Genomic DNA, 26,684 nt, shown 5'->3' with positions numbered 1-26,684 from the left:
GACGCCGTCTGAGAGGGCGCTTAATGATCGTCAATGGGCGTGTTGCGCGGCGCCCTCGCGGGCCGTGGGCCATTCGGGCGCCAGCACCGACCAGATCTCGGTGCTGGTGCGCTCCCCGTCGTGCGGGTAGTTCTCGCGCAGTACACCCTCACGGGTCATGCCGAGCCGCCGGGCCACGTTGATGCTCGGCTGGTTGCCGGTGGCCACCCGCCACTCCACGCGGTGCATGCCGCGCGTCCCGAACGCCCAGTCGACGAGGAGCCGCATGCCCCGGGTGACGAGCCCGCGCCCGGCCGCCGCGGGCTCCAGCCAGCAGCCGGCCTCGCACACCCCGCTGGGCGTGTCCCAGGTACGGAAGAGCAGCCCGCCGACCAGCGTCCCGTCCTGCCAGATGCCGTGCAGCGCCCCGGTGTCGGTGGCGCGCTTCTCGCCGTACGACCGCAGGTAGGCGCGGGCACCGTCCAGGTCGGCCACCACCTCGGGCAGTCCGATGTGCCGCCCGATGAACGCGCGCCCCCGGTCGATGTTGGCCAGCATCTCCTCGGCGTGCCAGATCTCCAACGGGCGCAGTTCGGCGCCCTCACCCAGGGATATCGCGTACATCGCGCTGCGCTTCCTTCTGCTGTTCACGGATCCGGTCCCGGCCGATCCCGTCGGCCGGGACCCGTCCGAGCCTCTCATGCGCGGCGCGGCACTCCGGCGGCTCGATGCTGATGTGCGGCAGCCTGCGCTCCAGCCAGCCCGGCAGCCACCAGTTGGCGGCGCCGAGCAGATGCATCAGGGCCGGCACCAGGAGGGTGCGCAGCACGAAGGCGTCGAGGGCGACGGCGGCGGCCAGCGCGATGCCGAACATGGCGATCACGCGGTCGCCGCTGAGCACGAAGGCCAGGAAGACCGAGATCATGATCACGGCCGCGGAGTTGATCACCCGGCTGGTCTCGGCGAGGCCCACGCGGACGGCGCGCCGGTTGTCGCCGGTCGCCAGCCATTCCTCGTACATCCGGCTGACCAGGAAGACCTGGTAGTCCATGGAGAGCCCGAAGAGCACCGAGACCATGATCACGGGCAGGAAGGGTTCGATGGGACCCGCTCTGCCGAGGCCGAGCAGCTCGCTGCCCCAGCCCCACTGGAAGACGGCGACCACCACGCCGAACGCGGCGGCCACCGCGGCGATGTTCATCACGGCGGCCTTGAGCGGTATGCCCAGCGAGCGGAAGGCGACGAGCAGCAGCAGGCAGCCGAGGCCGATGACGGTGCCGACGAAGAGCGGGAGTTTGCCGACGATGACGTCGGCGAAGTCGTCGTAGCCGGCGGTCACCCCGCCGACCTGGATGTCGAGGGAGGTGCCCCGCTCCGCGCGGGGCAGCACCGTCTCGCGCAGCCGGTCCACCAGGGCACTGGTGGCCTGGGACTGGGGTGCGGAGTCGGGGACGACGGTCAGGTAGGCGGTCTCGCCACCGGTGGCGTAGGCGGCCGGGGTGGCGGAGGCCACGCCGGGGGTGGCCCGCAGCGTCGCGTCGAGGTTGTCAAGGGCGAGCCGGTCGGCGGCGCCGTCCACCCGGGTGACGAGGGTCAGCGGCCCGTTGATGCCGGGCCCGAAGCCGTCGGCCAGCAGGTCGTACGCCTTGCGGGTGGTGGAGGTGCGGGGGTCGTTGCCCTGGTCGGAGGTGCCGAGGTGGAGCGAGAGCGTGGGCAGGGCGAGCAGCGCGATCACGGCCACGGCGAGCGAGCCGAGCAGTCTGGGGCGCCGCTGCACGAGCGCGGACCAGCGGGCGGCGAGGCCGGTGGGCACCTCGGGGCGCGGCCCGTGCTCGGCGAGCCGGCGGCGTTCGCGGCGGCTGAGGGCGCGCGGGCCGATGTAGGAGAGCAGGGCGGGCAGCAGGGTGACGGAGGCGGCGACGGTGAGGGCCACGGTCAGGCCGGCGGCCACGGCGACGCCGTTGAGGAAGCTCAGGCGCAGGATCAGCATGCCGAGCAGGGCGATGCACACGGTCGCCCCCGCGAAGACGACGGCGCGTCCGGTGGTCGTCACGGCGCTCACGGCGGCCTCCGTGACGTCCAGGCCGCGTTTGAGTCCGCGCCGGTGTCTGGTGACGATGAACAGCGCGTAGTCGATGCCGACGCCGAGGCCGACCAGCATGCCGAGCATGGGCGCGAAATCGGCGACCGTCATGGCGTGGCCCAGCAGCCCGATGCCGGCGTAGGCGGTGCCGACGCCGATCAGGGCGGTGGCGATCGGCAGCAGGGAGGCGGCCAGGGAGCCGAAGGCGAGGAAGAGGACGACGGCGGCGACGAGGACCCCGACCACCTCGGCGGTGTGGTCGTCCGGTGTCTCGGTGAGCCCGATGGCACTGCCGCCCAGCTCCACCTGGAGTCCGTCCCCCTCGGCCGCCTTCGCCGCGCCCACCACGGCCTGGGCCTCCTTCGCACCGATGTCCTCGGCCTGGCGCGCGAAGGTGACGGTGGCGTAGGCGGTGCGGCCGTCGGCGCTGATCTGCCGGCCGCCCCGGCCGTCGTACGGCCCGTCCACGGAGGCGACGCCGGGCAGATCGGCGATCTTGTCGAGGGCGGTGGTCATGCTCTGTTCGACGTCGGCGGCGCGGACGGTGCCCTTCGCGGTGTGCCAGACGACGGTGTCGCTGTCGCCGCCGAGGCCCGGGAAACCCGCCCGGAGCAGCTGCGCGGCGCGACCGGACTCGGTGCCGGGGACCGAGTAGTCGTTCGAGTACGACGTGCCGGCGACGGAGGCTGCCGCGGTGACCCCGCCGAAGGCGCACAGCCACAGCAGGACGGCGATCAGTCGGTGCCGGACGCACCAGCGCGCGAGGGCTGCCACGGACGTGCTCCCAAGGACGATTTGTGGATCTTTGACCGGGAACGATCGTCCATTGACTGAACAGCCCGCAAAGAACGTATGAGCAATATTTGGACACTCTTGCAGGCGAAAGTGATCCTTTGCTGTGTTCGTGGGCTTATTCACAGCGAGGGAGGAAATGCCGTGGGGGGACGCGCCGGTGCGGCGCGTCCCCCCACGGTCGACGGTGGCCCGGCTCTCGCCGGCCGGCCCCCGCGTCAGCCCTCGCCGACGCCCAGCCGCTCCAGGATCAGCTCCTTGACGCGGGCCGCGTCGGCCTGGCCACGGGTGGCCTTCATGACCGCGCCGACCAGGGCGCCGGCCGCCGCCACCTTGCCGCCGCGGATCTTGTCCGCGATGCCGGGGTTGCCGGCGATGGCCTCGTCCACGGCGGTGCCGAGCGCCGAGTCGTCGGAGACGACCTTGAGGCCGCGCTTGTCGACGACCTCGTCCGGGGTGCCCTCGCCCGCGAGAACGCCCTCGATGACCTGGCGGGCCAGCTTGTCGTTCAGATCGCCCTTCGCGACCAGCTCGGTGACCCGGGCCACCTGCTGCGAGGTGATCGCCAGCCCGTCCAGGGAGGTGCCGGACTCGTTGGCGCTGCGCGCCAGTTCGCCCATCCACCACTTGCGGGCGGAGGCCGCGTCGGCCCCGGCCTCGATGGTGGCGACGATCGGGTCCAGCGCGCCGGCGTTCAGGATCGCCTGCATCTCGGTGGCCGAGATGCCCCATTCGGCGAGCAGCCGGGTGCGGCGCACCAGCGGCAGCTCGGGCAGCGCCGCGCGGATCTCCTCGACCCACTCGCGTGAGGGCGCGACGGGGACCAGGTCGGGCTCCGGGAAGTACCGGTAGTCCTCGGCCTCCTCCTTCACGCGGCCCGAGGTCGTGGACCCGGTGTCCTCGTGGAAGTGGCGGGTCTCCTGGACGATGGTGCCGCCGGAGGAGAGCACGGCCGCGTGCCGCATGATCTCGAAGCGGGCCGCACGCTCCACCGAGCGCAGGGAGTTGACGTTCTTCGTCTCCGAGCGCGTGCCGAACTTCTCGGCGCCCTTGGGCATCAGCGACAGGTTCACGTCGCAGCGCATCTGGCCCATCTCCATGCGGGCCTCGGACACGCCGAGGGCACGGATGACCTCGCGCAGCTCACGCACGTACGCCTTGGCCACCTCGGGGGCACGCTCGCCGGCGCCCACGATCGGCTTGGTGACGATCTCGATGAGCGGGATGCCGGCGCGGTTGTAGTCCAGCAGGGAGTGGGACGCGCCGTGGATACGGCCGGTGGCGCCGCCGACGTGCGTCGACTTGCCGGTGTCCTCCTCCATGTGGGCGCGCTCGATCTCCACGCGGAAGGTCTCGCCGTCCTCCAGCTGCACATCGAGGTAGCCGTCGAAGGCGATCGGCTCGTCGTACTGGGAGGTCTGGAAGTTCTTCGGCATGTCCGGATAGAAGTAGTTCTTCCGGGCGAAGCGGCACCATTCGGCGATCGAGCAGTTCAGCGCGAGGCCGATCCGGACGGCCGACTCGACGCCGGTCGCGTTGACGACCGGGAGCGCGCCGGGCATGCCGAGGCAGACGGGGCAGGTCTGCGAGTTGGGCTCGGCGCCCAGCTCCGTGGAGCACCCGCAGAACATCTTGGTCTTGGTGCCGAGTTCGACATGGACCTCGAGGCCCATGACGGGGTCGTACGACGCCAGCGCGTCCTCGTACGACACCAGGTCGGTCGTGGTGGTCACGGTGAAAACTTCCCTCTCAGCCCAGCAGGACGTCGTCGTCGCCCAGCCGCTTCAGCTCGCGGTAGAGGATCGCGAGGCCGGTCGCGATCGCGGCGGCGGAGACCGCGGCGTCGATCAGCCGCAGCGTGTCGTGCTCGGCGCGGGCCTTCTTGATCTGCTTGGTGACACCGATCGCGCCGAACGCGGTGGTGGCCATGGACAGGTACGTACCGGACCTGGACTTCTTGAAGTCCTTGGCCTTGGACAGCTTGCTCACAGCGACGGAGCCTCCTCAAGCAGCGGGTGTCCCCACTTTTCCACGAAGGCGGCCTCGACGGCGGCGCCCACCTTGTAGAGGCGATCGTCCCGCATCGCCGGGGCGATGATCTGAAGACCCACCGGGAGGTTGTCCTCCGGGGCGAGCCCGCAGGGCAGCGACATGGCCGCGTTGCCCGCCAGGTTGGTCGGGATGGTGCACAGGTCCGCGAGGTACATCGCCATCGGGTCGTCGGCGCGCTCGCCGATCGCGAAGGCGGTGGTCGGGGTCGTCGGGGAGACGATCACGTCGACCTGCTCGAACGCCTTCTCGAAGTCCCGCGTGATGAGGGTGCGGACCTTCTGCGCGGAGCCGTAGTAGGCGTCGTAGTAGCCGCTCGACAGGGCGTACGTGCCGAGCATGATGCGGCGCTTGACCTCGGGGCCGAAGCCGGCCTCGCGGGTCAGGGAGGTGACCTCCTCGGCCGAGTGCGAGCCGTCGTCGCCGGTCCGCAGGCCGTAGCGCAGGCCGTCGAAGCGGGCGAGGTTGGAGGAGCACTCCGAGGGCGCGATCAGGTAGTACGCCGACAGCGCCAGGTCGAAGGACGGGCAGTCCAGTTCGACGATCTCGGCGCCCAGTTCCTTCAGCAGCTCGACGGACTCGTCGAAGCGCTGGATGACGCCGGCCTGGTAGCCCTCGCCGCGGAACTGCTTGACCACACCGACGCGCATGCCCGCCACGCCGCCGTTGCGGGCGGCCTCGACCACCGGCGGGACCGGGGCGTCGACGGAGGTGGAGTCCATCGGGTCGTGGCCCGCGATGACCTCGTGCAGCAGGGCCGCGTCCAGGACCGTACGGGCGCAGGGGCCGCCCTGGTCCAGGGAGGAGGAGAAGGCGACCATGCCGAAGCGGGAGACCGCGCCGTACGTCGGCTTCACGCCGACGGTGCCGGTGACGGCGGCCGGCTGGCGGATGGAACCGCCGGTGTCGGTGCCGATGGCGAGCGGGGCCTCGTAGGAGGCGAGCGCGGCGGAGGAACCGCCGCCGGAGCCACCGGGGATCTTGGTGAGGTCCCAGGGGTTGCCGGTCGGGCCGTAGGCGCTGTTCTCGGTGGAGGACCCCATGGCGAACTCGTCCATGTTGGTCTTGCCGAGGATGACGACGTCGGCGGCCTTGAGCCGCTTGGTGAGCGTGGCGTCGTACGGCGGGATCCAGCCCTCGAGGATCTTCGAGCCGACGGTCGTGGGCACGCCCTCGGTGGTGAAGATGTCCTTGAGCGCGAGCGGGACGCCGGCCAGCGGGCCGAGCTTCTCGCCGCGGGCCCGCTTCTCGTCCACGGCGCGGGCCTGGGCGAGGGCGCCCTCGCGGTCGACGTGCAGGAAGGCGTGCACCTTCTCGTCCACGGCCTCGATGCGGGCGAGGTGGGCCTCGGTGACCGCGACGGCCGTCAGCTCGCCGGAGGCGATCTTCTCGGCGATCTGCGCGGCCGTGAGCTTGATGATGTTGTCCGTCATGGTCACTCCTCCCCCAGGATCTGCGGCACCTTGAAACGCTGCTGTTCCTGCGCGGGGGCGCCGGAGAGCGCCTGCTCGGGGGTGAGCGAGGGACGGACCTCGTCCGCCCGCATGACGTTCGTCAGCGGGAGCGGGTGCGAGGTCGGCGGTACGTCTTGGTCGGCGACCTCACTGACGCGGGCGACCGCGCCGATGATGTCGTCGAGCTGGCCGGCGAAGTGGTCGAGTTCTTCGGGCTTCAGCTCCAGACGCGCCAGCCGGGCGAGGTGGGCGACCTCCTCGCGCGTGATGCCAGGCATGCAGCGATCCTCTGGGGTGAGTGCGTGTGTTTTGGAGCCAATCCTATGGGGCGGGGTGGCGTGGCCGTTAAACGGTTTCCCCGGACGGGCCCGCGGCGGCTCCGCGCCGCCCTGCCCGGCGGGCCGGTCACACCGCGAAGAGCGGCGCGGCGCTGAGGGCCGGGACGCGGTGACCACGCGCCGGCCGGCCGCCGAGATCGAGTAAAGCCGGCCGGTCCTCTACAGTCACTTCAAGGGCAAGGACGCGATCACGGCGGCGGTCGCGGTCGACGGCTGCGCCGACCTGGCGAGGGAGCCGCGGCAGGCACACCCGGCCGCCGACGGCGTCCGGGCCCCGCTCTTCGCGGTCACCCGGACCTACACGGCCTTCGCCCGGCGCCGGCCCGCCCTGTACGACGCGATGTTCACCCGTCTGGTGGACCTGCCGTTCGCCGCACCGCAGACCCCGGCCCCGCTCCGGGACGCCTTCGGCGAACTGCTGGCCGCGGTGGCACCGGTCACCACCGAGGAGGACGCCGGCCCGCTGACCGAGACCTTCTGGGCGGCCCTGCACGGCCTGACGACCCTGATGCGCGGCGGCCGGCTGCCGGAGTGGGCGCACGATCGGCGCCTGGGGCTGCTGGTGGACCGGTTCGCCGGGAAGCAGCCGGGAAGCGGGGGCGGCGAAGGTCTAGGGGGTCGGCTTGCGGCCGCCCGCCGTCGCCGGTGGCGGCCCGCTCGCACCCGGGACGGGCACCTCTCCCCCGGGCAGGGGGCGGCGCGTGGGTGAGCCGACGCTGGTCTGGCGGAAGCGCAGCCATGCCGTCGTCTCCTCCGGCGGCATCGCCGCGGCCACCAGCCATCCCTGCACCGCGTCGCAGCCCAGGTCCCGCAGCCGCTCCCAGGTCTCGTCGTCCTCCACGCCCTCCGCGACGACGAGCAGCCCGAGCGAGTGCGCGAGGTCGACGGTGCAGCGCACGATCTCCGCGTCCTCGGTGTCCACCGCGAGCCGGGCGACGAACGAGCGGTCGATCTTCAGCTCGCTGACCGGCAGCCGTCGCAGATGCACCAGGGAGGAGTACCCGGTCCCGAAGTCGTCCAGGGACATCTTCACGCCGTGCCCGGTGAGCGCCGCGAGGGTGTCGGCGGCCCGCTGCGGGTCCTCCAGCAGGACGTGCTCGGTGATCTCCAGCTGCAAGGCGCCCGCCGGCACCCCGTGCCGGGCCAGCCGCGCGGCGACCGAGCCCGCGAAGCCGGGTGTGTGCACATCGCGCGGGGAGACGTTGACCGCGACCGGCACCCGGATGCCCTGCGCCCGCCAGCGGGCGACCTGCCCGAGGGCGGTCTCCAGGACGTACTCGGTGAGATGGGGCATCAGCCCGGAGGACTCGGCGATCGCGATGAACTCGTCCGGCGGGACCTTCCCGCGCTCCGGGTGCACCCATCGCACCAGCGCCTCCAGCCCCGCGACCTGACCGTCGAAGCGCACCTTGGGCTGGTAGTGCAACTGCACCTCGTGCGCGTCCAGCGCCCGGCGCAGGTCGCCGAGGAGGCCGAGCCGGTCCGGGGTGTTGGAGTCCCGCTTGGACTCGTAGACCTCGACGCCGGTGCGGTCCCGCTTCGCCTGGTACATGGCCACGTCGGCCCGCCGCAGCAGTCCCTCCGCGTCCAGCGCGTGGTCCGGGAAGACGGCGACCCCGGCGCTGGCCTCCAGCACGAGGGTGAGGCCGTCGAGGTCGAGCGGGGAGCTGAGGGCGGTCACGAGGCCGCGGGCGACCCGCATCGCCGACGTGATGGAGTCGGCGACGGGCAGTAAGACCGCGAACTCGTCGCCGCCGAGCCGGGCCGCCTCCGCGCCGCGCGGCAGGGCGAGCCGCAGCCGCTCGGCGATCTGCAACAGCAGCCGGTCTCCGGCGAGATGACCGAGGGTGTCATTGACCGAACGGAAGCGGTCGAGGTCGATCAGCATGAGCGCGGAACGGGCACCGCCCCGGTCGGCCTCATCCAGCGCGGTCCAGATCCGCTCCTGGAGCCACTGCCGGTTGGGCAGTCCGGTCAGCGGGTCGCGCAGTTGCTCCTCGGCGCGGGCGCGGGCCATCCACAGGGCGGAGTCGAGGGCGATGAGGGGGATGGCGAACAGCGGCAGCAGCACCGGCTGGGCGTCCGCGACCACGCACACGAGCGGCGCGATGCCGAGCAGCGCCACGGCCACCAGGCCCTGTCTGACCAGGGCGGGCCGGGGGATGCCGGGCAGTCCGCGGGTGCGCGGCGCGGTCAGGTACCACAGCAGGCCGCGGCTGACGGCGAGATAGGCGACGGCGGCGAGCACGACCTCGGGCGCGGTGGCGAGGCTCCAGCTGTGCGCCCGCCAGGGCTGCTCCACGCTGGGCACCCGGCCGAGCGCGCCGAGCAGCAGGGCGGCCACGGCGATGCCGAGGATGTCCGTCGCGCCGTGCAGCACGCCCTGGCGCCAGCGGTACCGGCGGGCGATGCCGACCAGGACGACGACGGTCAGGCTCACCATGCCGGCGGGCACCCAGCCGTAGAGCAGCAGTACGGCGAGGGTGAGCGCGGCGCCCGAGCCGGTGCCGCCCCACCAGCGGGCGCGGCCCAGCATGACGAGGTGGCCGACGATGATCCCGGTGAGCAGGGCCAGCGCCCAGCCGGCGGTGCCGTACGGGAAGAGGGCGTGCCGGCCACCGAAGGCGCGCAGGAAACCGGCGGCCAGGACGAGCCCGGCGGCCGCCGTGACGGCCGCGGGCAGCGCGGGCCGGGGACCCGGCCGGCCGGGCTCCGGCTCGCCGCCGACGCTCGCGCCCGCCAGGCCGGGCGCGGGCTCGACGGCGAGCGGCACGCGGGTGCCCGGCGGGGTGACGGGGCCGGCCGCGGCCGGGCGGACGCGCGGGCGGGTACCGCCGCCGGCGCGGGCGGGCCGCAGGATCTCCCGCCAGGCGAGCGCGCGGCGGCGCAGGCGCAGCCGTGAGTCCGGGGCGACGCTCTCGGTCGGTTCCATTCCCGTCCCTCTCACAGCCGGCGGTGCCCACGCCACGCGGCCGATGTCAGACGCCATCGACGGCTTCGCGCTGAAGAAACCCTTGCCGCGCCCGCGGCGGGCAGGGAAATGCCCCCGTCCGCCGCCGGGCACGGCAGGTGCACAACTCAACACTAGGCCGCGCGGGGCTTCCACGGGCACCGGTCGTCGGCGGTTGCCCGAATGCGCCGGGGCCACCCGTATGCAACTGGTATGCGCCGAACGGGTGGCCTTCAACCGCTACTCCTCGGTCGGAAGCGCGGCCTCCGTCGCGGCGTCCGGACCCTGCTCCAACAGGACGCCGAATCCGTCCTCATCGAGCACCGGAACCTTCAATTGCATGGCCTTGTCGTATTTCGATCCCGGGTTGTCACCGACGACCACGAAAGAGGTCTTCTTCGAAACCGAGCCGGTCACCTTGGCGCCCCGGACCTGGAGTGCCTCCTTGGCGCCGTCCCGGGTGAAGTTCTCCAGCGTGCCGGTGACCACGACGGTGAGCCCCTCCAGCGGACGCGGGCCCTCCGCCTCCCCGCTGACCTGGTCCTCCAACGGGACCCCCGCGGCCTTCCACTTGCGGACGATCTCGCGGTGCCACTCCTCGGCGAACCACTCCTTGACCGCGGCCGCGATGATGGGGCCGACGCCGTCGGTGGCCGCCAGCTCCTCCTCCGTGGCCTGTTCGATGCGGTCGACCGAGCGGAACTCGCGGGCGAGGGCCTGGGCGGCGACCGGACCGACGTGCCGGATGGACAGTCCGTTCAGGAAACGGGCGAGCGGGCGGGACTTGGCCGCCTCGATGTTCTCCAGCAGCGCGAGGGTGTTCTTCTTCGGCTCGCCCTTCTGGTTGGCGAAGACCGTGACGACCTTCTCCTCACCGGTCCTGGGGTCGCGCTTGGGCAGCCCGCTGTCCGGGTCCAGGACGTACGCCTTGATGGGCAGCAGTTTCTCCACCGTCAGGTCGAACAGGTCGCCCTCGTCCACCAGCGGCGGGTCGGCCGGCTCCAGCGGGCGGGTGAGCGCGGCGGCGGCCACACCGCCGAAGTGCTCGATGTCCAGGCACTCGCGGCCCGCGAGATAGGACACGCGCTCGCGCAACTGTGCCGGGCACGTGCGGGCGTTGGGGCAGCGGAGGTCGATGTCGCCCTCCTTCATGGGCCGCAGCGGGGTGCCGCACTCGGGGCACTCGCCGGGCATCACGAACTCCCGCTCGCCGCCGTCCCGCAGGTCGACCACCGGGCCGAGGATCTCCGGGATGACATCGCCGGCCTTGCGGATGACGACGGTGTCGCCGATCAGCACGCCCTTGGCCTTGACGACCTCCTGGTTGTGCAGGGTGGCGAACTCGACCTCGCTGCCCGCGACGGTGACGGGCTCGACCTGGGCGTACGGCGTGACGCGGCCGGTGCGCCCGACGCCCACCTTGATGTCGATGAGCCTGGTGTTGACCTCCTCCGGCGCGTACTTGTAGGCGATGGCCCAGCGGGGGGCGCGCGCGGTGGAGCCGAGCCGGCCCTGGAGGCGGATCTCGTCCAGCTTGATGACGGCGCCGTCGATCTCGTGCTCCACCGAGTGGCGGTTCTCGCCGTCGTAGTGCGCGATGAACCGCCGGACGCCGTCGAGGTCGTCGACCACCCGGTTGTGCGAGGAGGTGGGCAGGCCCCAGGACTTGAGGAGGTCGTACGCCTGGGACAGGCGGGTCATGCCGCTGAAGCCCTCCAGGGCGCCGATGCCGTGCACCACCATGTGCAGCGGCCGGGTGGCGGTGACACGGGGGTCCTTCTGGCGCAGCGAACCGGCAGCCGCGTTGCGGGGGTTGGCGAAGGGCTTCTCGCCGGCCGCGACCAGGCGTTCGTTGAGTTCGAGGAACTTCTCCATCGGGAAGTAGACCTCGCCGCGGATCTCGACCAGGTCGGGGACCTCCTCGCCGCCCAGCCGGTCGGGGATGTCCGCGATCGTACGGACGTTGGGCGTGATGTCCTCGCCGGTGCGGCCGTCACCGCGGGTCGCGGCCCGGGTGAGGCGGCCGTGTTCGTACGTGAGGTTGACGGCGAGGCCGTCGACCTTCAGCTCGCACAGGAAGTGGTAGGTCTGGTCGCCCAGTTCGCGGGCGATGCGGTCGGCCCAGGCGGCCAGCTCCTCGTCGTTGAACGTGTTGTCGAGGGAGAGCATGCGCCGGCGGTGCTCGACCGCGGTGAACTCCGTCGCGTACGACCCCGCCACCTTCTGGGTGGGCGAGTCGGGGGTGCGCAGTTCGGGGTACCGCTCCTCCAGCGCCTCCAGGGACTTCAGGAGCTGGTCGAACTCCGCGTCGCTGATGACGGGAGCGTCCTTCACGTAGTACCGGAAGCGGTGCTCCTCGATCTGCTCCGCCAGCTGCGCGTGCCTGTCGCGGGCCTCGGCGGGCACCGCCGTGGTCTCCGCCTGCTTGTCGCCGGCCACCGTGTTGTCCTCCCGTTACTCTGGGTTGTCCGCGAGGGATCTCGCCGCCCGGACGCAATGGGCGAGCGCCTGGCGCGCGTAAGCGGGGGAAGCGCCCGCGAGACCGCACGCCGGGGTGACCGTGACCGCCTCGGCGAGCAGGCCCGGATGCAAGCCCAGCCTGCGCCACAACGTCCTGACACCCATGACGCTACCGGCAGGGTCTGACAATGGGCCGTCCGTGCCCGGCACGACACCGGCGAACAGCCGGGTCCCGGCCTCGACGGCCTCACCGATCGCATCGTCGTCACGCTCGGTGAGCAGCGCGAAGTCGAACGACACGGCGTCGGCGCCGGCCCGGCGCAGCAGGGCGAACGGGACGTCGGGGGCGCAGGAGTGGACGGCGACGGGACCGTCGGGGTGGGCGCCGACGACGTCGCGCAGGGTGTGCTCGACGAGCTGGCGGTCCACGGCGCGGTGGGTGCGGTAGCCGCTGGCGGTGCGGACCCGGCCGCGCAGTACGGGGGTGAGGGAGGGCTCGTCGAGCTGGAGCAGGACGCGGGCGCCGGGGACCCGGCGCCGGACCTCGGCGAGATGGAGCCCGATCCCCTCGGCGAGGGAGGCGGCGAGGTCCCGGCAGGCGCCGGGGTCGGACAGGGCGGCCTCGCCGTTCCTCAGCTCCAGGGCGGCGGCGAGCGTCCAGGGCCCGACCGCCTGCACCTTGAGGTCGCCCTCGTACCCCTGGGTGAACTCCTCCAGCGCGTCCAGGTCCTCCCCCAGCCAGGCCCGCGCCCGCCGGGTGTCCCGCCCCGGCCGGTCGCCGATCCGCCAGCCGCTGGGCTCCACGCGCGCGTACAGCTCGACCAGCATCCCGGCGGTCCGGCCGATCATGTCGGCGCCGGGGCCGCGGGCGGGCAGTTCGGGCAGATACGGGAAGTCCTCGAAGGACCCGGTGACGGTCTTGGCGGCCTCCCGGGCGTCCCCGCCGGGCATGGACCCGACTCCGGTGGCCCCGGCGAACCTGAACACGCTCTTTTCGCTCACCGGAGAAGCCTACGGAACCCGCGGGGCGGCTCAGCGGCCCGGACGCACCGTCAGGTCGTTGACCTCGGCGTCCCGGGGCAGGTCGAGGGCCATCAGGATCGTGGTGGCGACCGACTCGGGGTCGATCCACTTCCCGGCGTCGTACTCCTTGCCCTCCTGCTGGTGCACCTTGGCCTGCATCGGGCCGGCGGTGCGGCCGGGGTAGACGGAGGTGACGCGGACTCCGCCGGCGTGCTCCTCCTGGCGCAGGGCGTCGGCGAGGGCCTTGAGGCCGTGCTTGGAGGCGGCGTAGGCGGCCCAGCCGGCGTGGGCGGCGAGGCCCGCCCCGGAGTTGACGAAGAGGACGTGGCCGCGGGACGCGCGCAGCTGGGGCAGCAGGAGGCGGGTCAGCTCGGCGGGGGCGACGAGGTTGACGTCGAGCTGGTGGCGCCAGGACCGGGGGGTCAGCTCGCCGACCTCGCCGAGGTCCACCACGCCGGCGATGTGCAGCAGGGAGTCCACCCGGTCCGGCGGTGTCTGGTGGGAGAACGCCCAGGAGAGCCGGTCCGGTTCGGCGAGGTCGCCCACCAGGGTGCGGGACCCGGGAAACTCCGCGGCCAGTTCCTTCGCGCGCCCCGCGTCCCGCGCGTGCAGCACGAGTTCGTCCCCGCGCGCGTGCAGCCGGCGGGCGACTGCCGCGCCGATGCCGGAACCGGCCCCGGTGATCACATGTGTAGCCATACCCGCCATGCTCGCATCAGCGGGTGCCGGCCTGCTCCTCCAGGTAGGCCAGCGCGCCGGACGGCTCCTCGGCGAAGAAGACCAGGTCGGCCAGGGGGCGGGGCAGGAAGCCCTCCTCCTCCATGCGGCGGAACTGCTCGCGCAGCCCGTCGTAGAACCCGGCCGTGTTCAGCAGCACCACCGGCTTCCGGGTGCGGCCGTGCTTCTTCAGCTCCAGGATCTCGGTGGCCTCGTCCAGGGTGCCGGTGCCGCCCACCATGATGACCACGGCGTCGGCCTTCTCCAGGAGCAGCTTCTTGCGCTCCGCGAGGTCGGAGGCGATCACCATCTCGTCGGCGGCGGGCCGGGTCTTGTTGGCCAGGAACTCCACGGACACGCCGACCAGCCGGCCGCCCGCCTCCTCCACCCCGTCGGCGACGACCTTCATCAGACCGACGTTGGAACCGCCCCAGACCAGGGTGTGCCCGCCCTTGCCGATCAGCTCCGCGAACTCACGGGCGGGGCGGGTGTACCGCTCGTCGAGGTCGGCGGCGGAGAGGAAGACGCAGATGTTCATGGCCCCTACCGTACGCGGGAAGAACCTGGCGCCCGGCGGCGCTGTCCAGGTATGGCCGAAGGACACACCATCACCATCGAAGCCGGCGAGCGGCACGTGCGCGTGGTGCACGGCGACCAGGTGCTCGCGGAGACCGACCGCCCCCTCGTACTGCGCGAGACGGGCTGCCCGGCGCGCTACTACATCCCGCCCGAGGACGTGCGCGTCGACCTGCTGACCCCGTCCGGGACCCACACCGTCTGCCCGTTCAAGGGCACGGCGTCCTACTGGTCGCTGCCGGACGCGCCGGACCTGGTCTGGGCGTACCACGAGCCGAAGCCGGAGGTCGCGCCGATCAAGGACCATCTCTGCTTCTACGACGTCGACGTGTCGTGAGCGACGAGTCCGCCCTCGTGCGGCAGTCTGCACGGACATGGACGAGAAGACGACTTCCCGCGACGGAACCCCACTCGCCTACGCGGTGACCGGCCGGGGGCCCGTGGTGATCCTGGTGAGCGGCGCGATGTCCACCGGCGGCACCCTGGCTCCCCTGGCCGAGCGGCTCGCGGACCGGGTGACGGCCGTCGTCTACGACCGCCGGGGCCGCGGCAGGAGCGGCGACACGGCGCCGTACGCGGTGGACCGCGAGGTCGAGGACCTGGCCGCGCTGCTGGACGCGGTCGGCGGCGACGCCGCGCTGTTCGGCGTCTCCTCCGGCGGCGCGCTGGCACTGGAGGCGGCGGCGAGCGGGCTGCCGGTCACCCGTACGGCGGTGTACGAGGTGCCGTACGCGGACCATCTGGCGGGCGGCGCCGAGCGGGAGGCCGCGTACAAGCGGGACCTCGGGCAGGCGCTCGCACAGGACCGGCGCGGGGACGCCGTCGAGCTGTTCCTGCGGCTCACCGGGCTCGGCGAGGAGATGATCCAGCGCGCCCGGCAGTCCCCCATGTGGCCGGGCCTGGAGGCCGCCGCGCCGAGCCTCGCGTACGACGACGCGGTCATGGGCGACGGACTGCTCCCCCGTGCCCGCCTGACGGACGTCTCCGCGCCGCTGCTGGCGGTCGTGGGCGGCGCGAGCCCCGAGTGGATGCGGCGGGCCGGCCGGGACATCGCGGACGCGGTGCCCGGCGGAGCGTACCGGGTCCTGGAGGGGCAGACCCACATGGTGGAGCCGGAGGTGCTGGGGCCGGTGCTGGCCGACTTCTTCGCCGGTTAGACGGGGTTACGCCGCCGTCGTCACCCGGGTGGTGGAGGCGATCGTGGCCGAGCCGACGACGCGCGTGCCGTCGTACAGCACGATCGCCTGGCCGGGGGCGACGCCCCGCACCGGTTCGGCGAAGGTGACGCGCAGTCCGCCGTCGGCCGGCTCGGCACGCACCTCGGTCTCGCCGCCGTGGGCGCGCAGCTGGGCGGTGTAGGTGCCGGGGCCGGTGGGGGCGGTGCCGCACCAGCGGGGCTTGATCGCGGTGAGGGCGGTGACGTCCAGGGCGGCGGCCGGGCCGACCGTGACGGTGTTGTCCACCGGGGAGATGTCGAGGACGTAGCGCGGCTTCCCGTCGGGGGCCGGGGTGCCGATGCGCAGGCCCTTGCGCTGGCCGATCGTGAAGCCGTACGCCCCTTCGTGCGTGCCCAGGCGGGCGCCGGACTCGTCCACGATGTCGCCCTCGGCCTTGCCGAGCCGCTGGGCGAGGAAGCCCTGGGTGTCGCCGTCGGCGATGAAGCAGATGTCGTGCGAGTCGGGCTTCTTCGCCACCGCGAGGCCCCGGCGCTCGGCCTCGGCGCGGATCTCCTCCTTGGTGGTGACCGTGTCGCCGAGCGGGAACATCGCGTGCGCGAGCTGCTTCCCGTCCAGGACGCCGAGCACGTACGACTGGTCCTTGGCCATGTCGGAGGCGCGGTGCAGCTCGCGGGAGCCGTCCGCGCGGACGATCACCTGGGCGTAGTGGCCGGTGCAGACGGCGTCGAAGCCGAGGGCGAGGGCCTTGTCCAGGAGGGCGGCGAACTTGATCTTCTCGTTGCACCGCAGGCACGGGTTGGGGGTGCGGCCGGCCTCGTACTCGGCGATGAAGTCCTCGACGACGTCCTCGCGGAAGCGGTCGGCGAGGTCCCACACGTAGAAGGGGATGCCGATGACGTCGGCGGCACGGCGGGCGTCGCGCGAGTCCTCGATGGTGCAACAGCCCCGCGCGCCGGTCCGGAAGGACTGGGGGTTGGCGGAGAGCGCGAGATGGACGCCGGTGACGTCATGGCCGGCTTCCGCGGCGCGCGCGGCGGCGACGGCGGAGTCGACCCCGCCGGACATGGCGGCGAGGACGCGGAGGGGGCGCTGCGGGGTCTCAGTCATAACCCCTCCAGGGTACGGGGCGCCGGAACCCGGGCGGCCGGGTGCCGGACTCCGGAAAAATCATGAACCAGGCCCTTTATGTCTGATATGGACGGGCTTATGCTCTTAGCAGACCTACGAGACGAGTGAGGGAGTTCAAGCGGAGTAGCCGACGTCAGCGTGAGACCGCGAGGGATCCGCTGGTGCCGACGTCGACGCTCGGGCTGAGAGGCCGGATGGTCGTAGACCGGAAGGCGACCTCCATACACCTGATCCGGACAATGCCGGCGAAGGGAACCCGCCTCGTAGGTCGTTCTCGCGCCCTCTTCCGCCCGGCGGCCTCAGGTGAGGCCGGCCGCGCGGGCACGTTCCACCGCCGGGCCGATGGCCTTGGCGACCGCGTCCACGTCCGCCCCGGTGGAGGTGTGACCGAGGGAGAAGCGCAGGGTGCCGCGGGCCAGGTCGGGGTCGACGCCGGCGGCGAGCAGCACATGGCTGGGCTGGGCGACACCCGCCGTGCAGGCGGAGCCGGTGGAGCACTCGATGCCCTGGGCGTCCAGCAGGAGCAGCAGGGAGTCGCCCTCACAGCCGGGGAAGGTGAAGTGCGCGTTGGCGGGCAGCCGGCCGCCGGGGGCGGGGTCGCCGCCGAGGATCGCGTCCGGTACGGCGGCTCGCACGGCGTCGGCCAACCGGTCGCGCAGGGCGCCCACTTCACGGGCGAAGCGCGCACGCCGCTCCGTCGCGACCCGGCCGGCGACGGCGAAGGAGGCGATGGCGGGGACGTCGAGGGTGCCGGAGCGCACATGCCGCTCCTGGCCGCCGCCGTGCAGGACGGGTACGGGGGTGTACTCGCGGCCCAGCAGCAGGGCGCCGATGCCGTACGGGCCGCCGATCTTGTGTCCCGAGACGGTCATCGCGGCGAGGCCGGCGGCACCGAAGTCGACGGGGACCTGACCGAAGGCCTGGACGGCGTCGGCGTGCAGCGGGATGTCGAACTCGGCGGCGACGTCGGCGAGTTCGCGGATCGGCATGATCGTGCCGATCTCGTTGTTGGCCCACATCACGGTGGCCAGCGCGACGTCCCCGGGGTTGCGGGCGACAGCCTCGCGCAGGGCGTCGGGGTGGACGCGGCCGTACCCGTCGACGGGGAGGTACTCGACGGTGGCGCCCTCGTGCTCGCCGAGCCAGTGCACGGCGTCGAGGACGGCGTGGTGCTCGACGGGGCTGGACAGGACGCGGGTACGGGCGGGGTCGGCGGCGCGGCGGGCCCAGTACAGGCCCTTCACGGCCAGGTTGTCGGCCTCGGTGCCGCCGGAGGTGAACACCACCTCGCTGGGCCGCGCGCCGAGCGCGTCCGCGAGGCTCTCGCGTGACTCCTCGACCGTACGACGGGCCCGGCGGCCGGAGGCGTGCAGGGAGGAGGCGTTGCCCGTGACGCTCAACTGCGCGGTCAGGGCCGCTGCCGCCTCCGGGAGCATCGGGGTGGTCGCGGCGTGGTCGAGGTAAGCCATGGTGGGGAGATTCTACGGCGCGGCCGCCTCCCCGTCGGCGCGCCCTCGGCCGGGCCGGCGGCTCACAGGCTCCAGGACACCGTGTTGGAGATCTGGATGGCGATCAGCAGCACGGCGAGGTCGGCGACGCCCAGGGCCAGACCCAGACAGGCGCGGCCGCGGCGGGTGGTGCCGCGCCACAGGGAGATCGCGGACAGGGCGATGGCGATCGGGCCGAGGAAGAGGTTCAGGACGAGGAGGCCGAGGAGGCCGAGGACGAAGGACGCGACGGCCATGCCGTCGGCGTCGCCGTTGCGGGCGGGGGCCTCGGGGCGGCCCGCGGCCGGTGCGGTGAGTTGCATGGTGCTGGACTCCCGGTGGTCGGTGGGCGGTCAGTTGGCCGAGGTGCGCCGGCGGCGGCCGATCCGCTCCCGGACGGCGAAGACGCCGAGCCAGACGGCGATGACGGCGGCCAGCACGCCGGTGACGCTCAGCGGCGCGTGGGCGACGGTGCCCAGCACCACACCGAGCAGCATGAGTGCGGCGACGAGGAACAACATGGGAAAAGATCCCCCTCCGAGATGCCTCGTGTTCCAGTGCTCCGTAAAGTTTCGGTGAACAGTTGTAGTAACACTTGTTCACTGACTTTGAGTCTAGCGCGTCCGGCGGCTTTCCAATTCCAGAGAACAGTTGTTAACTGGATGACATGAGTCACACCCTCGGCGCCCGGCAGGCCCAGAAACAGAAGACCCGGCAGGCGTTCCTGGACGCGGCGCTCGCGCTGCTGGAGGAGCAGAGCCTGAGCAGCCTGGGCCTGCGCGAGGTCACCCGGGCCGTCGGTCTCGCCCCCACCGCCTTCTACCGGCACTTCCGCTCCATCCCCGACCTCGGCGTCGCCCTGGTCGACGAGGCCCTCGGCAGCCTGCACCCGATGGTGCGCGAGACGGTGTCCACCACCGGCGACAGCGAGGAACGCATCACGCGCGCGGTGGAGCTGATCGCCCACTACGTCGCCGCCCACCCCTCCCACGTCCGCTTCATCGCCCGCGAGCGGCACGGCGGGGTGCAGCCGGTGCGCGAGGCCATCGGCGGCCAGCTGGCCCGGTTCGCCGAGGAGGTGAAGGCCACCCTCGCCCAGGATCCCGAGGCGGCGGGCTGGAGCGACGACGACGTGCTGATGCTCGCGCGCCTGTACGTCGACCAGATGCTGATCAGCGCCTCCCTGTTCCTGGAGGCGCTGGAGGGTCCGGCGCACGAGCGGGACCGGGTGGCCCGGCTGGCCACCCGGCAGCTGCGGCTCATCACCATCGGCCGCGACCACTGGCTGGACTGAACCGGCCCGCGATCCGGACCGGTCGACCCGTCCGAGCGGTCAGCGCTTGGTGTCGCTGTTGAACAGCGAGCGCGACCAGAGGTAGCCGATCAGCGCGATCCCGGCGCACCAGGCCAGCGAGATCCACCCGTCGTCGCCGATCTCCGTGCCGCAGAGCAGTCCGCGCAGCGTCTCGATCATCGGCGTGAACGGCTGGTTCTCCGCGAACCAGCGCAGCCCCGGCGCCATCGACCCGGCCGGCACGAACGCCGAGCCGAGGAACGGCAGGAACTGGATCAGCAGCGGCTTGTTGCTCGCGGACTCGACCGTCTTGGAGATCAGCCCGAGCGCCACCGACAGCCAGGTCACCGCGAACGCGATGGCCGCGAGGAGACCGGCCGCGGCGAGCCACTCCAGCGGGCCCGCCGCGGAGCGGAAGCCGACCGCCAGGGCGACGCCCACGACCGGGACGCAGCAGAGCATCGTCTGGATGACGCTGCCGATCACGTGCCCCGTCAGGAAGGACGAGCGCGTGATGTTCATGGTGCGGAAGCGGTTGATGATGCCCTCGGTCATGTCGTTGCAGACCGCGATCGAGGTCGACATCGAACCGGCGGCCACGCCCATGACGACGATCCCGGGGGTGAGGTAGCCGATGTAGGCGTCCCGGCCGCCCATCCCGGCGCCGATCGAGCCCCCGAAGGCGTACACGAACAGCACCAGCATCAGGATCGGCATCATGGCGGCGCCGAGCCCCACGGACGGGTAGCGGATCGCGTGCTTGAGGTTGCGGCGCAGCATCGTCCGCGAGTCGTGCACGGCGTGGGCGAACGTGCTCATCGGTTCTCCTCGAGGTGCAGCGGGGCGCCGGAGCCGGCGGTGCCCTGACCGGTCAGGGCGAGGAAGACGTCGTCGAGGTCGGGGGTGTGCACGGAGAAGCCGGCGGCCCGGACGCCGGCGGCGTCGAGCCGGTCGAGCAGGGACCGCAGCGCGTCGAGTCCTCCGTCGCCCGCGACCCGCAGGGCGAGTTCGTCGTCGTCCCGGGCGGCACCGGGGAAGACCGAGGCCGCGCGCTCGTACTCGGCCGAGTCGGTGAACCGCAGCCGTACATGGCTGCCGGGGATGCGCGCCTTCAGCTCGTCGGCGGTGCCCTCGGCCACGATCCGGCCGTCGTCGAGCACCGCGATCCGGTCGGCCAACTGGTCGGCCTCCTCCAGGTACTGGGTGGTGAGGAAGACCGTCGTACCGCCCGCGACCAGCTCGCGCACCATGTCCCACATGGTGCGGCGGCTGCGCGGGTCGAGGCCGGTCGTCGGCTCGTCCAGGAAGATCACCTGGGGGTCGCCGACCAGCGTCATGGCGAGGTCGAGCCGGCGCCGCATGCCGCCGGAGAAGGTCGCGGCCCGCTTGCGGGCGACGTCGGCGATGCCGAACCGTTCGAGCAACTCCCGCGTACGGGAGCGCCCTTCACGCCTGTCCAGGCGGAGCAGGTCGGCCATGAGGAGCAGGTTCTCCTCGGCGGTGAGCAGGTCGTCGAGCGCGGCGAACTGCCCGGTGACCCCGATCGCGGCGCGCACCCCGTCCGGGGCGGTGGCGATGTCGTGGCCGGCGACCTGGGCCTGCCCGCCGTCGGCGGCGACGAGCGTGGACAGGATCTGCACGGTGGTGGTCTTGCCGGCCCCGTTGGGCCCGAGCAGCGCGAACACGGTCCCGGCCGGGATGCGCAGATCGATGCCGTCGAGGACGGTCTTGTCACCGTAGGACTTGCGCAGACCGAAGGCGGAGACGGCGGCGGGTGGCCGCGCACCGCCAACCTTCCTTGGTGTGGGCATGACAGAAGAAGGCATGGCGCCCCCCGTTCGAAGGCTGAGGTGGAGTGCGGAGGAATGTGTGCGGGTCGCGGTGAGGTACGCGGGGCCGGTACGGCCGCTCAGCGCCGGGCGCGGCGCACGTCGATGTTGCCGTAGCGGGTACGGGCGCGGACCTTGACGGCCTCCTCGGACCGCTCGGGAGCCCCGGAGGCGGTGAGCGTGTTGCGCACGTGCCCGCGCTCGGAGCTGACGTCGAGCCAGGCGGCGGACCCCTGCCGGACCCCGACCTCGATGGCGCCGTAGGAGGTCTCCAGCTGCACGCTGCCGCGCACGACTTCGGCGGCGCGCAGGGTGCCGTGGGCGGTGGTGGCGACGACGTCGCCCTCGGCGCATTCGATGTCGATGTCGCCGTTGGCGCCGTTCACCCGCAGTTCGCCGGTCACGACGCCGACGACCGTGCTGCCGTGCGAGTTCTTCAGGACGGCGGGGCCGTGGACGGTGCCGACGCGCAGACTGCCGGAGCTGGTGGTGATCTCGGCCCCGCCCGCGACCCGGTCGACGCTGATCGAGCCGTGGGAGACGGTCAGCTTGAGCGGCCCGGCCGCGTCGAGGCGGACGTCGCCGACCGAGGTCTTCACCCGGGCCTCGCCGAGCCCGCCCTCGCCGAACACCTGGACCCAGGAGCCGCCCACGTCGACACGTGAGCCCGTGGGCAGTTCGACCGTCACCTCGACGGTGCCGCTGGGCCCGATGAAGGTGCGCTCCTTGGTCCGGACGCTCAGCTCACCGTTCGCGTACGCGACCTCGGTCTGCTCGGCGGCCCGTACGTCCTTGCCCCGCTTGCCGCCGGGCAGTACCTCCACGGTGGTGTCGGGGCGGTCGCTCGCGATGAACCGGATGGAACCGGCGCCCACATGGGCGGTGACGGAAATGGGTTCGGGAGTTTCGAAAGCAGGCATGGCTGTGCCGTCCTCATGAGTCCTCGGGGCGTCCCCGCTGGTGGGAAGTGGTCTGGGTGAAGCGGTCGGGCGGGGCCGCGGTCAGCGCACCCAGCCCGTGAAGCTCTGTCCGAAGGTCTGGGTCTTCTCCGCGGGGCGCGGCCGGGCTCCGCCGTCGACCGCGGCCGACACGGCCCGGACGAGCCACGCGTTGACCGACAGCCCCTCCCGGCTCGCGGCCTCCTCGGCCCGCGCCTTGAGCTGGGCCGGCAGCCGGAGGTTGACCCGGGCGGTGCCGCCCTCTTCGGTGTCGACGGGCGCCTGCGGCGGCGCGAGCGGCTCGGCGGCGGCCGCGACGGGGCCGCCGGCCTCCGGCAGCGTCACCACGAAGTCGGGATCCAGCCCCCGCAGCCGCACATCGACCGAGCCGGGCGCCAGGTCCCGGGTGATCTCGTCCATCGCCGCGGACAGCACGTTGAGCATCGTCAGCCGGGCCGCCGACTCCAACGGAGCGGTCAGCCGCTCGGCCAGCTCCCGGGCGTCCGCTCCGCCCGCTTCGGCGGCGACGGAGAGTTCGCGACGGAGATTGTCGACGTAGGGGGTGAGGTCCATGACGCCATCATGGCACCACATTGGCACTGCATGCAAGGGCGGAAGGCATCACACACATGGTGATCTACGGGAATCACCAACCAGAAGGCTCTGACCTGCACAAACACGCGGCAGTTCCGATGTGCACCAAAGTGGCGCCGCGTGGCGCGACATGGCACCACGTGGCGCCATGTGATGCCACTTGATGCCACGTGGTGCTGAGCACGCACCGGCCCGGCGAACATCCGCCGGCCGTACGCGAGCAGTTCACGCAGCGCCGGGCGGCGGTGGCCTGGAGGGCGGTCGCGGGGTGGACGTACCGGGCGGCGCGCGCCCGGTCGGACACCGTGCGCGGACGAGCCGGCGAGAGTTCCGCCCCGGGACGGGCGCGGTGGAACGCGGCGGGGGCGCCGAACAGCGGCGTCACGGTGCGGCCGACGGTCATCCCGACCGTGAGCCGGCCCCGGATCGGATCGCTCACCCCACCCACCGTCTGCCCGACCGGGCCGGCCGCGGCGAGCGCGGTCCGTGCGCGGGCGGGCACCGCCCCGCCCGCGACCGTGAGCGCGACCGGCTCCTCGGCGCCCGCGACGACGTCGGGCGGTCCGACACGGGGGCGCGGCCGGGATCGCCGCGTCCCGCGAGGACGACGCGGTGCCTGCGTACCCGCCGGGCGAGCGGACCGTGGGCCGGGAGGCGATCTCGGCGCCGCGGGAGAAGGTGCCGGCGGGCCGGCCCCGGTTCGAACCGGGGCCGTCGCCGCCCGCTCCGGTCGGCGACGGCATCGCGCTCACCGCGACCCCGCCGAAGGGCGGGACCGGAGCCCGCGCGCAGGCCGCCCGGCGCCGGCCCGCCACAAGCCGGCCGCGCCCGCTCGACCGGCCGGAGTGCGTCCCGCCCGCGCGGTGACCCCGGCCCCCGCGGGCGCCCGGGTCAGGCCAGCCTGACCCGCGCCAGCTGGCGGGACTGGGCCACCAGCCGGTCCTCGCTGTCCCAGACCTCCGCGTCCTCCTCCAGGAAGCCGCCGGCGAGGTTGCGGGTCGCGATGGCGACGCGCAGCGGGCCCGGGGCGGGGCGGTGCCGGATGTGGGCCGTCAGTTCGACGGTGGGGACCCAGCCCATGAGGCCCATCTCGAAGGCGGTCGGCGGCAGGGCGTCCACGGCCAGCAGCAGTGAGAGCGGGTCGGCGTCGCGGCCGTCCGCGAGGCCGAACCAGGCGCGCATCTCGCCCTTGCCGGAGGGCTTCCCGAGCGCCCAGCCGATGGTGGCCGGATCCAGCTTGAGCAGCAGGCGGTCGGCGATGGCCGAGGTGCCCTTGAGCGGGTCGGGGCCGTCGGCCGGGCCGAAGCACTGCTCGAAGGGCGGGATCGCGGGCGGCTCGGCGGTGGTGCGGACGTCGTCGGGAAGGGTGCCGAGGTCGCCGTAGGAGGCGAGGACGCGGATGCGTTCGACCTCGTTGCCCTCGTCGTCGCACTGGAAGAGCGAGGCCTGGCCGGTGGAGAGGGTGCGGCCGGTGCGCACGGTCTCCGTGCGCACCACGGCGCTGCCCGGCCGCGAGGCGGTCAGGTAGTGCGCGGAGATGGTGAAGGGGTCCGGGTGCGCGAGGGCGTCCCCGAGGGCCCGGCCGAGCACGGCCAGCAGATAGCCGCCGTTGACGGCACCGAGGATGGTCCAGCCGGCCGAGAGGTCGACACCGTAGACCCCGGGGGCGCGGCGGACGACGGCGGTGTCGCGGTCGAACTCGCTGTCGCCGATCACGGCCGGCGACAGGGAGGTCGCGGATGCTGCTTCTACCATGGCTGAACGGTACAACAGGTAATTACTAAGCGGTAGCTTTTTACTGATCGCACCTCGCCGTCACGGTAGGATTACCAGAGGTGAGGTTTCGGCAATTTCTCGGTAAGTGTCAGGACACGTCCGTAACCCCGGGCCCTTGTTTTCCCTCTATCGGGACATGAGCCTCACCGGGACTCCGTTCCTCTACACGACCGTCGTGCTGGCCGTGGTCGCCCTCATACTGCCGCTTCTGCTGTGGTCGAAGATGCGCGGCCCCAGGCACCTGCGCACCCTCGCCCGCGTGCTGATGCTGCTGTTCGCCCAGGGCACGGCCGTCACACTGGTCTTCGTGCTGGTGAACAACCAGAACAACCTGTACGACAACTGGGCCGACCTCTTCGGCACCGGCAGCCATGTCGAGCAGGCCGCCGACCTCGGCCGCGACGGCACCGGCGGCATAGCGGTCAAGCGCCTGCCCAAGGTCAAGCAGACCTTCACGCAGGCCACGGGGCCCGGCATGCACTCCGCCGGCGGCGTCCGCGTCACACAGCTCAAGGGCCGGGTCTCGGGCGTCGACGCCGAGGTCTACGTATGGCTGCCCCCGCAGTACAACGACCCGGCGTACAGGCACAAGAAGTTCCCGGTGGTCGAGGTGCTGCCCGGCTACCCCGGCTCGGCGCGCGCCTGGTTCGGCTCGATGAAGGCCCATGAGCAGCTGCTGCCGCTGATGGAGAGCGGCCAGGTCGCCCCGTTCATCATGGTCGCCCCGCGCACCAACCTGCTGGCCGGTGTGGACACCGGCTGCGCCAACATCCCGGGGCAGGTCAACGCCGACACCTGGCTGAGCATCGACGTGCCCAAGATGGTCATGGACAACTTCCGCGCCCAGCCGGCACCGCAGGGCTGGGCCATCGCCGGCTACTCGGCGGGCGCCCAGTGTGCGGTCAAGCTGGCCGTGGCGCACCCGGACCGGTACCGGGCCGCGGTCGGCATGTCGGGCTACAACGACCCGATCGGCGAGCGCAACTCCCTCGCCTCGCAGAACCCCGCGCTGCGCGCCGAGAACAACCCGTACCTGCTGCTGAAGAAGGCCGCGGTGCCGCCGCCGGTCGCGCTCTACATCTCCGGCGAGTCCGGCGACGGGTACGAGGCGGGCACGGCGCTGGAGTCCGTCGCCAAGGCGCCGACCACCGTGCACGTGGTCTTCCTGCCGCGCAGCGCGGGCGGCCACACGATGGCGCTGTGGCGGCCGCAGGTGCCCTCGGTGTTCCGCTGGCTCACCCTCCAGATGGGCCAGAACCACGCCAAGGGCCGGGACCACTCCGTCAGCGGCACCCCCGGGACCGGCGTCGGCGCCCCCGCCGGGACGGCCGCGGCCGGGACCACCGGTACTACTCCTCGCTCACCGTCGACCGGCGGTTCCACGCACGCGGAGCTCGCCAGTGGAACCGCATCGCGAGCAGACGCAGCACAAAAGCGGTGACGGCCGCGATCCCACTGGTGAGGGGGGTCAGCGCGTCGTAGCGGATGCACAGCACCACCATGCCCGCGCCGACCATCGCCGGGACCGCGTACAGGTCGCGGTCCCAGCGCAGCAGCGAGGGCACCTCGTTGGCCACCAGGTCGCGCAGCACACCGCCGCCGACCGCGGTGGCCAGGCCGAGCGCCGCCGACGCGGTCAGGCCGAGGCCGTAGCCGTACGCCTTCGTCGTACCGCTGACGCAGAACAGGCCGAGGCCGGCCGCGTCGAAGACGAGCACCGCCGTCTGGATCCGCTCCACGTGCGGATGCAGGAAGAAGACGACGAGCGTGGCGAGCAGCGGGGTGAGGAAGTACCCGAGGTCCGTGAATGCGGCCGGGGGTACGGCCCCGATCACCAGGTCGCGGAAGAGTCCCCCGCCCAGCGCGGTGACCTCGGCGAGCACGGCGATTCCGAAGACGTCGAAGTTCTTCCGGACGGCCAGCAGGGCGCCGGAGATCGCGAAGACGAAGATGCCGATCACGTCGAGCGTGTGCTGGACGGAGGGGCTGAAGAACTGTTGGAACTGCACCCTGACATTCTCACCTGTCGAGCGAGCTGA

The 26,684-nt window shown here is 72.5% G+C and carries 27 protein-coding genes; 6 read left to right on the top strand and 21 right to left on the bottom strand.

What is annotated here, in order from left to right:
- Positions 1–30 precede the first annotated feature (30 nt).
- The 6 genes from VT52_RS02630 to gatC all read right to left on the bottom strand — a co-directional run bounded on the left by VT52_RS02630 (position 31) and on the right by gatC (position 6,635).
- Positions 31–603: a GNAT family N-acetyltransferase gene (locus tag VT52_RS02630; RefSeq protein WP_046423385.1), complete on the bottom strand. Its 573-nt coding sequence runs from the start codon at positions 601–603 to the stop codon at positions 31–33.
- Positions 581–2,836 carry an MMPL family transporter gene (locus VT52_RS02625; protein ID WP_046423383.1) on the bottom strand — a complete coding sequence of 752 codons (2,256 nt, stop codon included), beginning with the start codon at positions 2,834–2,836 and terminating at the stop codon, positions 581–583. The genes VT52_RS02630 and VT52_RS02625 overlap by 23 nt, the downstream gene beginning before the upstream one ends.
- A 236-nt stretch (positions 2,837–3,072) precedes the next feature.
- Positions 3,073–4,587 carry an Asp-tRNA(Asn)/Glu-tRNA(Gln) amidotransferase subunit GatB gene (gene gatB / locus VT52_RS02620; protein ID WP_046423382.1) on the bottom strand — a complete coding sequence of 505 codons (1,515 nt, stop codon included), beginning with the start codon at positions 4,585–4,587 and terminating at the stop codon, positions 3,073–3,075.
- A 16-nt stretch (positions 4,588–4,603) separates the two neighbouring features.
- Complete coding sequence (locus tag VT52_RS02615; RefSeq protein ID WP_046423380.1) at positions 4,604–4,843, bottom strand: hypothetical protein; 240 nt, start codon at positions 4,841–4,843, stop codon at positions 4,604–4,606.
- A complete protein-coding gene (gatA, locus tag VT52_RS02610) occupies positions 4,840–6,336 on the bottom strand; it encodes an Asp-tRNA(Asn)/Glu-tRNA(Gln) amidotransferase subunit GatA (RefSeq protein WP_046423378.1) in 1,497 nt (498 codons plus the stop codon). Before gatA ends, VT52_RS02615 begins: the two co-directional genes overlap by 4 nt.
- Positions 6,337–6,338: 2 nt before the next feature.
- Positions 6,339–6,635, bottom strand: a complete 297-nt coding sequence (gene gatC / locus VT52_RS02605) for an Asp-tRNA(Asn)/Glu-tRNA(Gln) amidotransferase subunit GatC (protein ID WP_006130840.1) — start codon at positions 6,633–6,635, stop codon at positions 6,339–6,341.
- 247 nt (positions 6,636–6,882) lie between these two features.
- On the opposite strand from gatC, the gene VT52_RS35195 reads away from it, so the two are divergent.
- The gene (locus tag VT52_RS35195; protein WP_338059174.1) at positions 6,883–7,404 is read left to right on the top strand and encodes a TetR-like C-terminal domain-containing protein; all 522 of its coding nucleotides are present in this window, start codon (positions 6,883–6,885) and stop codon (positions 7,402–7,404) included.
- On the opposite strand, the gene VT52_RS02595 is transcribed toward VT52_RS35195, so the two are convergent.
- The 5 genes from VT52_RS02595 to VT52_RS02575 form a co-directional block, all read right to left on the bottom strand.
- Positions 7,306–9,627 carry a putative bifunctional diguanylate cyclase/phosphodiesterase gene (locus VT52_RS02595; protein ID WP_079174795.1) on the bottom strand — a complete coding sequence of 774 codons (2,322 nt, stop codon included), beginning with the start codon at positions 9,625–9,627 and terminating at the stop codon, positions 7,306–7,308. The two genes, VT52_RS35195 and VT52_RS02595, sit on opposite strands and share 99 nt — an antisense overlap.
- 258 nt (positions 9,628–9,885) lie before the next feature.
- Positions 9,886–12,084 (bottom strand): NAD-dependent DNA ligase LigA, encoded by a 2,199-nt coding sequence (gene ligA, locus VT52_RS02590; RefSeq protein WP_046423375.1) that lies wholly within the window; start codon positions 12,082–12,084, stop codon positions 9,886–9,888.
- Positions 12,085–12,099: 15 nt separating this feature from the next.
- Positions 12,100–13,107 carry a methionine synthase gene (locus tag VT52_RS02585; protein WP_046423374.1) on the bottom strand — a complete coding sequence of 336 codons (1,008 nt, stop codon included), beginning with the start codon at positions 13,105–13,107 and terminating at the stop codon, positions 12,100–12,102.
- Positions 13,108–13,137: 30 nt separating this feature from the next.
- The gene (locus tag VT52_RS02580; RefSeq protein WP_046423372.1) at positions 13,138–13,836 is read right to left on the bottom strand and encodes an SDR family oxidoreductase; all 699 of its coding nucleotides are present in this window, start codon (positions 13,834–13,836) and stop codon (positions 13,138–13,140) included.
- Between the two features lie 7 nt (positions 13,837–13,843).
- A complete protein-coding gene (locus VT52_RS02575; protein WP_046423370.1) occupies positions 13,844–14,383 on the bottom strand; it encodes an LOG family protein in 540 nt (179 codons plus the stop codon).
- A 51-nt stretch (positions 14,384–14,434) separates the two neighbouring features.
- Between VT52_RS02575 and VT52_RS02570 the strand changes: the two genes are divergently transcribed.
- Both VT52_RS02570 and VT52_RS02565 read left to right on the top strand, forming a co-directional pair.
- Positions 14,435–14,758 (top strand): DUF427 domain-containing protein, encoded by a 324-nt coding sequence (locus VT52_RS02570; protein WP_046423368.1) that lies wholly within the window; start codon positions 14,435–14,437, stop codon positions 14,756–14,758.
- Between the two features lie 37 nt (positions 14,759–14,795).
- Positions 14,796–15,578 carry an alpha/beta fold hydrolase gene (locus tag VT52_RS02565; RefSeq protein WP_046423366.1) on the top strand — a complete coding sequence of 261 codons (783 nt, stop codon included), beginning with the start codon at positions 14,796–14,798 and terminating at the stop codon, positions 15,576–15,578.
- Positions 15,579–15,584: 6 nt separating this feature from the next.
- Here VT52_RS02565 and mnmA read toward each other — a convergent pair whose 3' ends face one another.
- The 4 genes from mnmA to VT52_RS37755 form a co-directional block, all read right to left on the bottom strand.
- The gene (gene mnmA / locus VT52_RS02560; RefSeq protein WP_046423364.1) at positions 15,585–16,706 is read right to left on the bottom strand and encodes a tRNA 2-thiouridine(34) synthase MnmA; all 1,122 of its coding nucleotides are present in this window, start codon (positions 16,704–16,706) and stop codon (positions 15,585–15,587) included.
- Positions 16,707–17,026: 320 nt separating this feature from the next.
- Positions 17,027–18,196, bottom strand: coding sequence for a cysteine desulfurase family protein (locus VT52_RS02555; RefSeq protein WP_046423362.1), 1,170 nt, complete (start codon positions 18,194–18,196; stop codon positions 17,027–17,029).
- A 62-nt stretch (positions 18,197–18,258) separates the two neighbouring features.
- On the bottom strand, positions 18,259–18,537 hold the full coding sequence (locus VT52_RS02550) for a hypothetical protein (RefSeq protein ID WP_046423360.1): 279 nt from the start codon (positions 18,535–18,537) through the stop codon (positions 18,259–18,261).
- 30 nt (positions 18,538–18,567) lie between these two features.
- Positions 18,568–18,735: a hypothetical protein gene (locus tag VT52_RS37755; RefSeq protein WP_046423359.1), complete on the bottom strand. Its 168-nt coding sequence runs from the start codon at positions 18,733–18,735 to the stop codon at positions 18,568–18,570.
- 146 nt (positions 18,736–18,881) lie between these two features.
- Here VT52_RS37755 and VT52_RS02545 point away from each other — a divergent pair, with 146 nt between their 5' ends.
- Entirely contained in the window at positions 18,882–19,508 is a 627-nt protein-coding gene (locus tag VT52_RS02545; protein ID WP_046423357.1) for a TetR family transcriptional regulator, read from the top strand.
- Positions 19,509–19,547: 39 nt separating this feature from the next.
- Here the strand turns inward: VT52_RS02545 and VT52_RS02540 are convergent, their stop codons facing one another.
- The 4 genes from VT52_RS02540 to VT52_RS02525 form a co-directional block, all read right to left on the bottom strand.
- Positions 19,548–20,327, bottom strand: coding sequence for an ABC transporter permease (locus VT52_RS02540; RefSeq protein ID WP_046423355.1), 780 nt, complete (start codon positions 20,325–20,327; stop codon positions 19,548–19,550).
- Positions 20,324–21,319, bottom strand: coding sequence for an ATP-binding cassette domain-containing protein (locus VT52_RS02535; protein WP_046423354.1), 996 nt, complete (start codon positions 21,317–21,319; stop codon positions 20,324–20,326). Before VT52_RS02535 ends, VT52_RS02540 begins: the two co-directional genes overlap by 4 nt.
- A gap of 98 nt (positions 21,320–21,417) precedes the next feature.
- Positions 21,418–22,257 (bottom strand): DUF4097 family beta strand repeat-containing protein, encoded by an 840-nt coding sequence (locus VT52_RS02530; protein WP_046423352.1) that lies wholly within the window; start codon positions 22,255–22,257, stop codon positions 21,418–21,420.
- 81 nt (positions 22,258–22,338) lie between these two features.
- On the bottom strand, positions 22,339–22,848 hold the full coding sequence (locus tag VT52_RS02525) for a toxin-antitoxin system HicB family antitoxin (protein ID WP_046423350.1): 510 nt from the start codon (positions 22,846–22,848) through the stop codon (positions 22,339–22,341).
- A gap of 633 nt (positions 22,849–23,481) precedes the next feature.
- Between VT52_RS02525 and VT52_RS02520 the strand changes: the two genes are divergently transcribed.
- A complete protein-coding gene (locus VT52_RS02520) occupies positions 23,482–23,736 on the top strand; it encodes a hypothetical protein (RefSeq protein ID WP_053055566.1) in 255 nt (84 codons plus the stop codon).
- Positions 23,737–23,760: 24 nt separating this feature from the next.
- On the opposite strand, the gene VT52_RS02515 is transcribed toward VT52_RS02520, so the two are convergent.
- Positions 23,761–24,624 (bottom strand): thioesterase family protein, encoded by an 864-nt coding sequence (locus VT52_RS02515; protein WP_046423348.1) that lies wholly within the window; start codon positions 24,622–24,624, stop codon positions 23,761–23,763.
- A 157-nt stretch (positions 24,625–24,781) separates the two neighbouring features.
- Here VT52_RS02515 and VT52_RS02510 point away from each other — a divergent pair, with 157 nt between their 5' ends.
- Positions 24,782–26,086 (top strand): alpha/beta hydrolase, encoded by a 1,305-nt coding sequence (locus VT52_RS02510; protein WP_046423346.1) that lies wholly within the window; start codon positions 24,782–24,784, stop codon positions 26,084–26,086.
- On the opposite strand, the gene VT52_RS02505 is transcribed toward VT52_RS02510, so the two are convergent.
- A complete protein-coding gene (locus VT52_RS02505; RefSeq protein ID WP_046423344.1) occupies positions 25,995–26,654 on the bottom strand; it encodes a trimeric intracellular cation channel family protein in 660 nt (219 codons plus the stop codon). The genes VT52_RS02510 and VT52_RS02505 overlap by 92 nt on opposite strands.
- Positions 26,655–26,684: the final 30 nt, after the last annotated feature.

The sequence above is a fragment of the Streptomyces malaysiense genome, assembly GCF_000980885.2.
GTDB lineage: Bacteria > Actinomycetota > Actinomycetes > Streptomycetales > Streptomycetaceae > Streptomyces > Streptomyces malaysiense.
The sequence above is the reverse complement of the archived record's forward strand: the minus strand, read 5'-3'. Positions and strand labels throughout refer to the sequence as shown.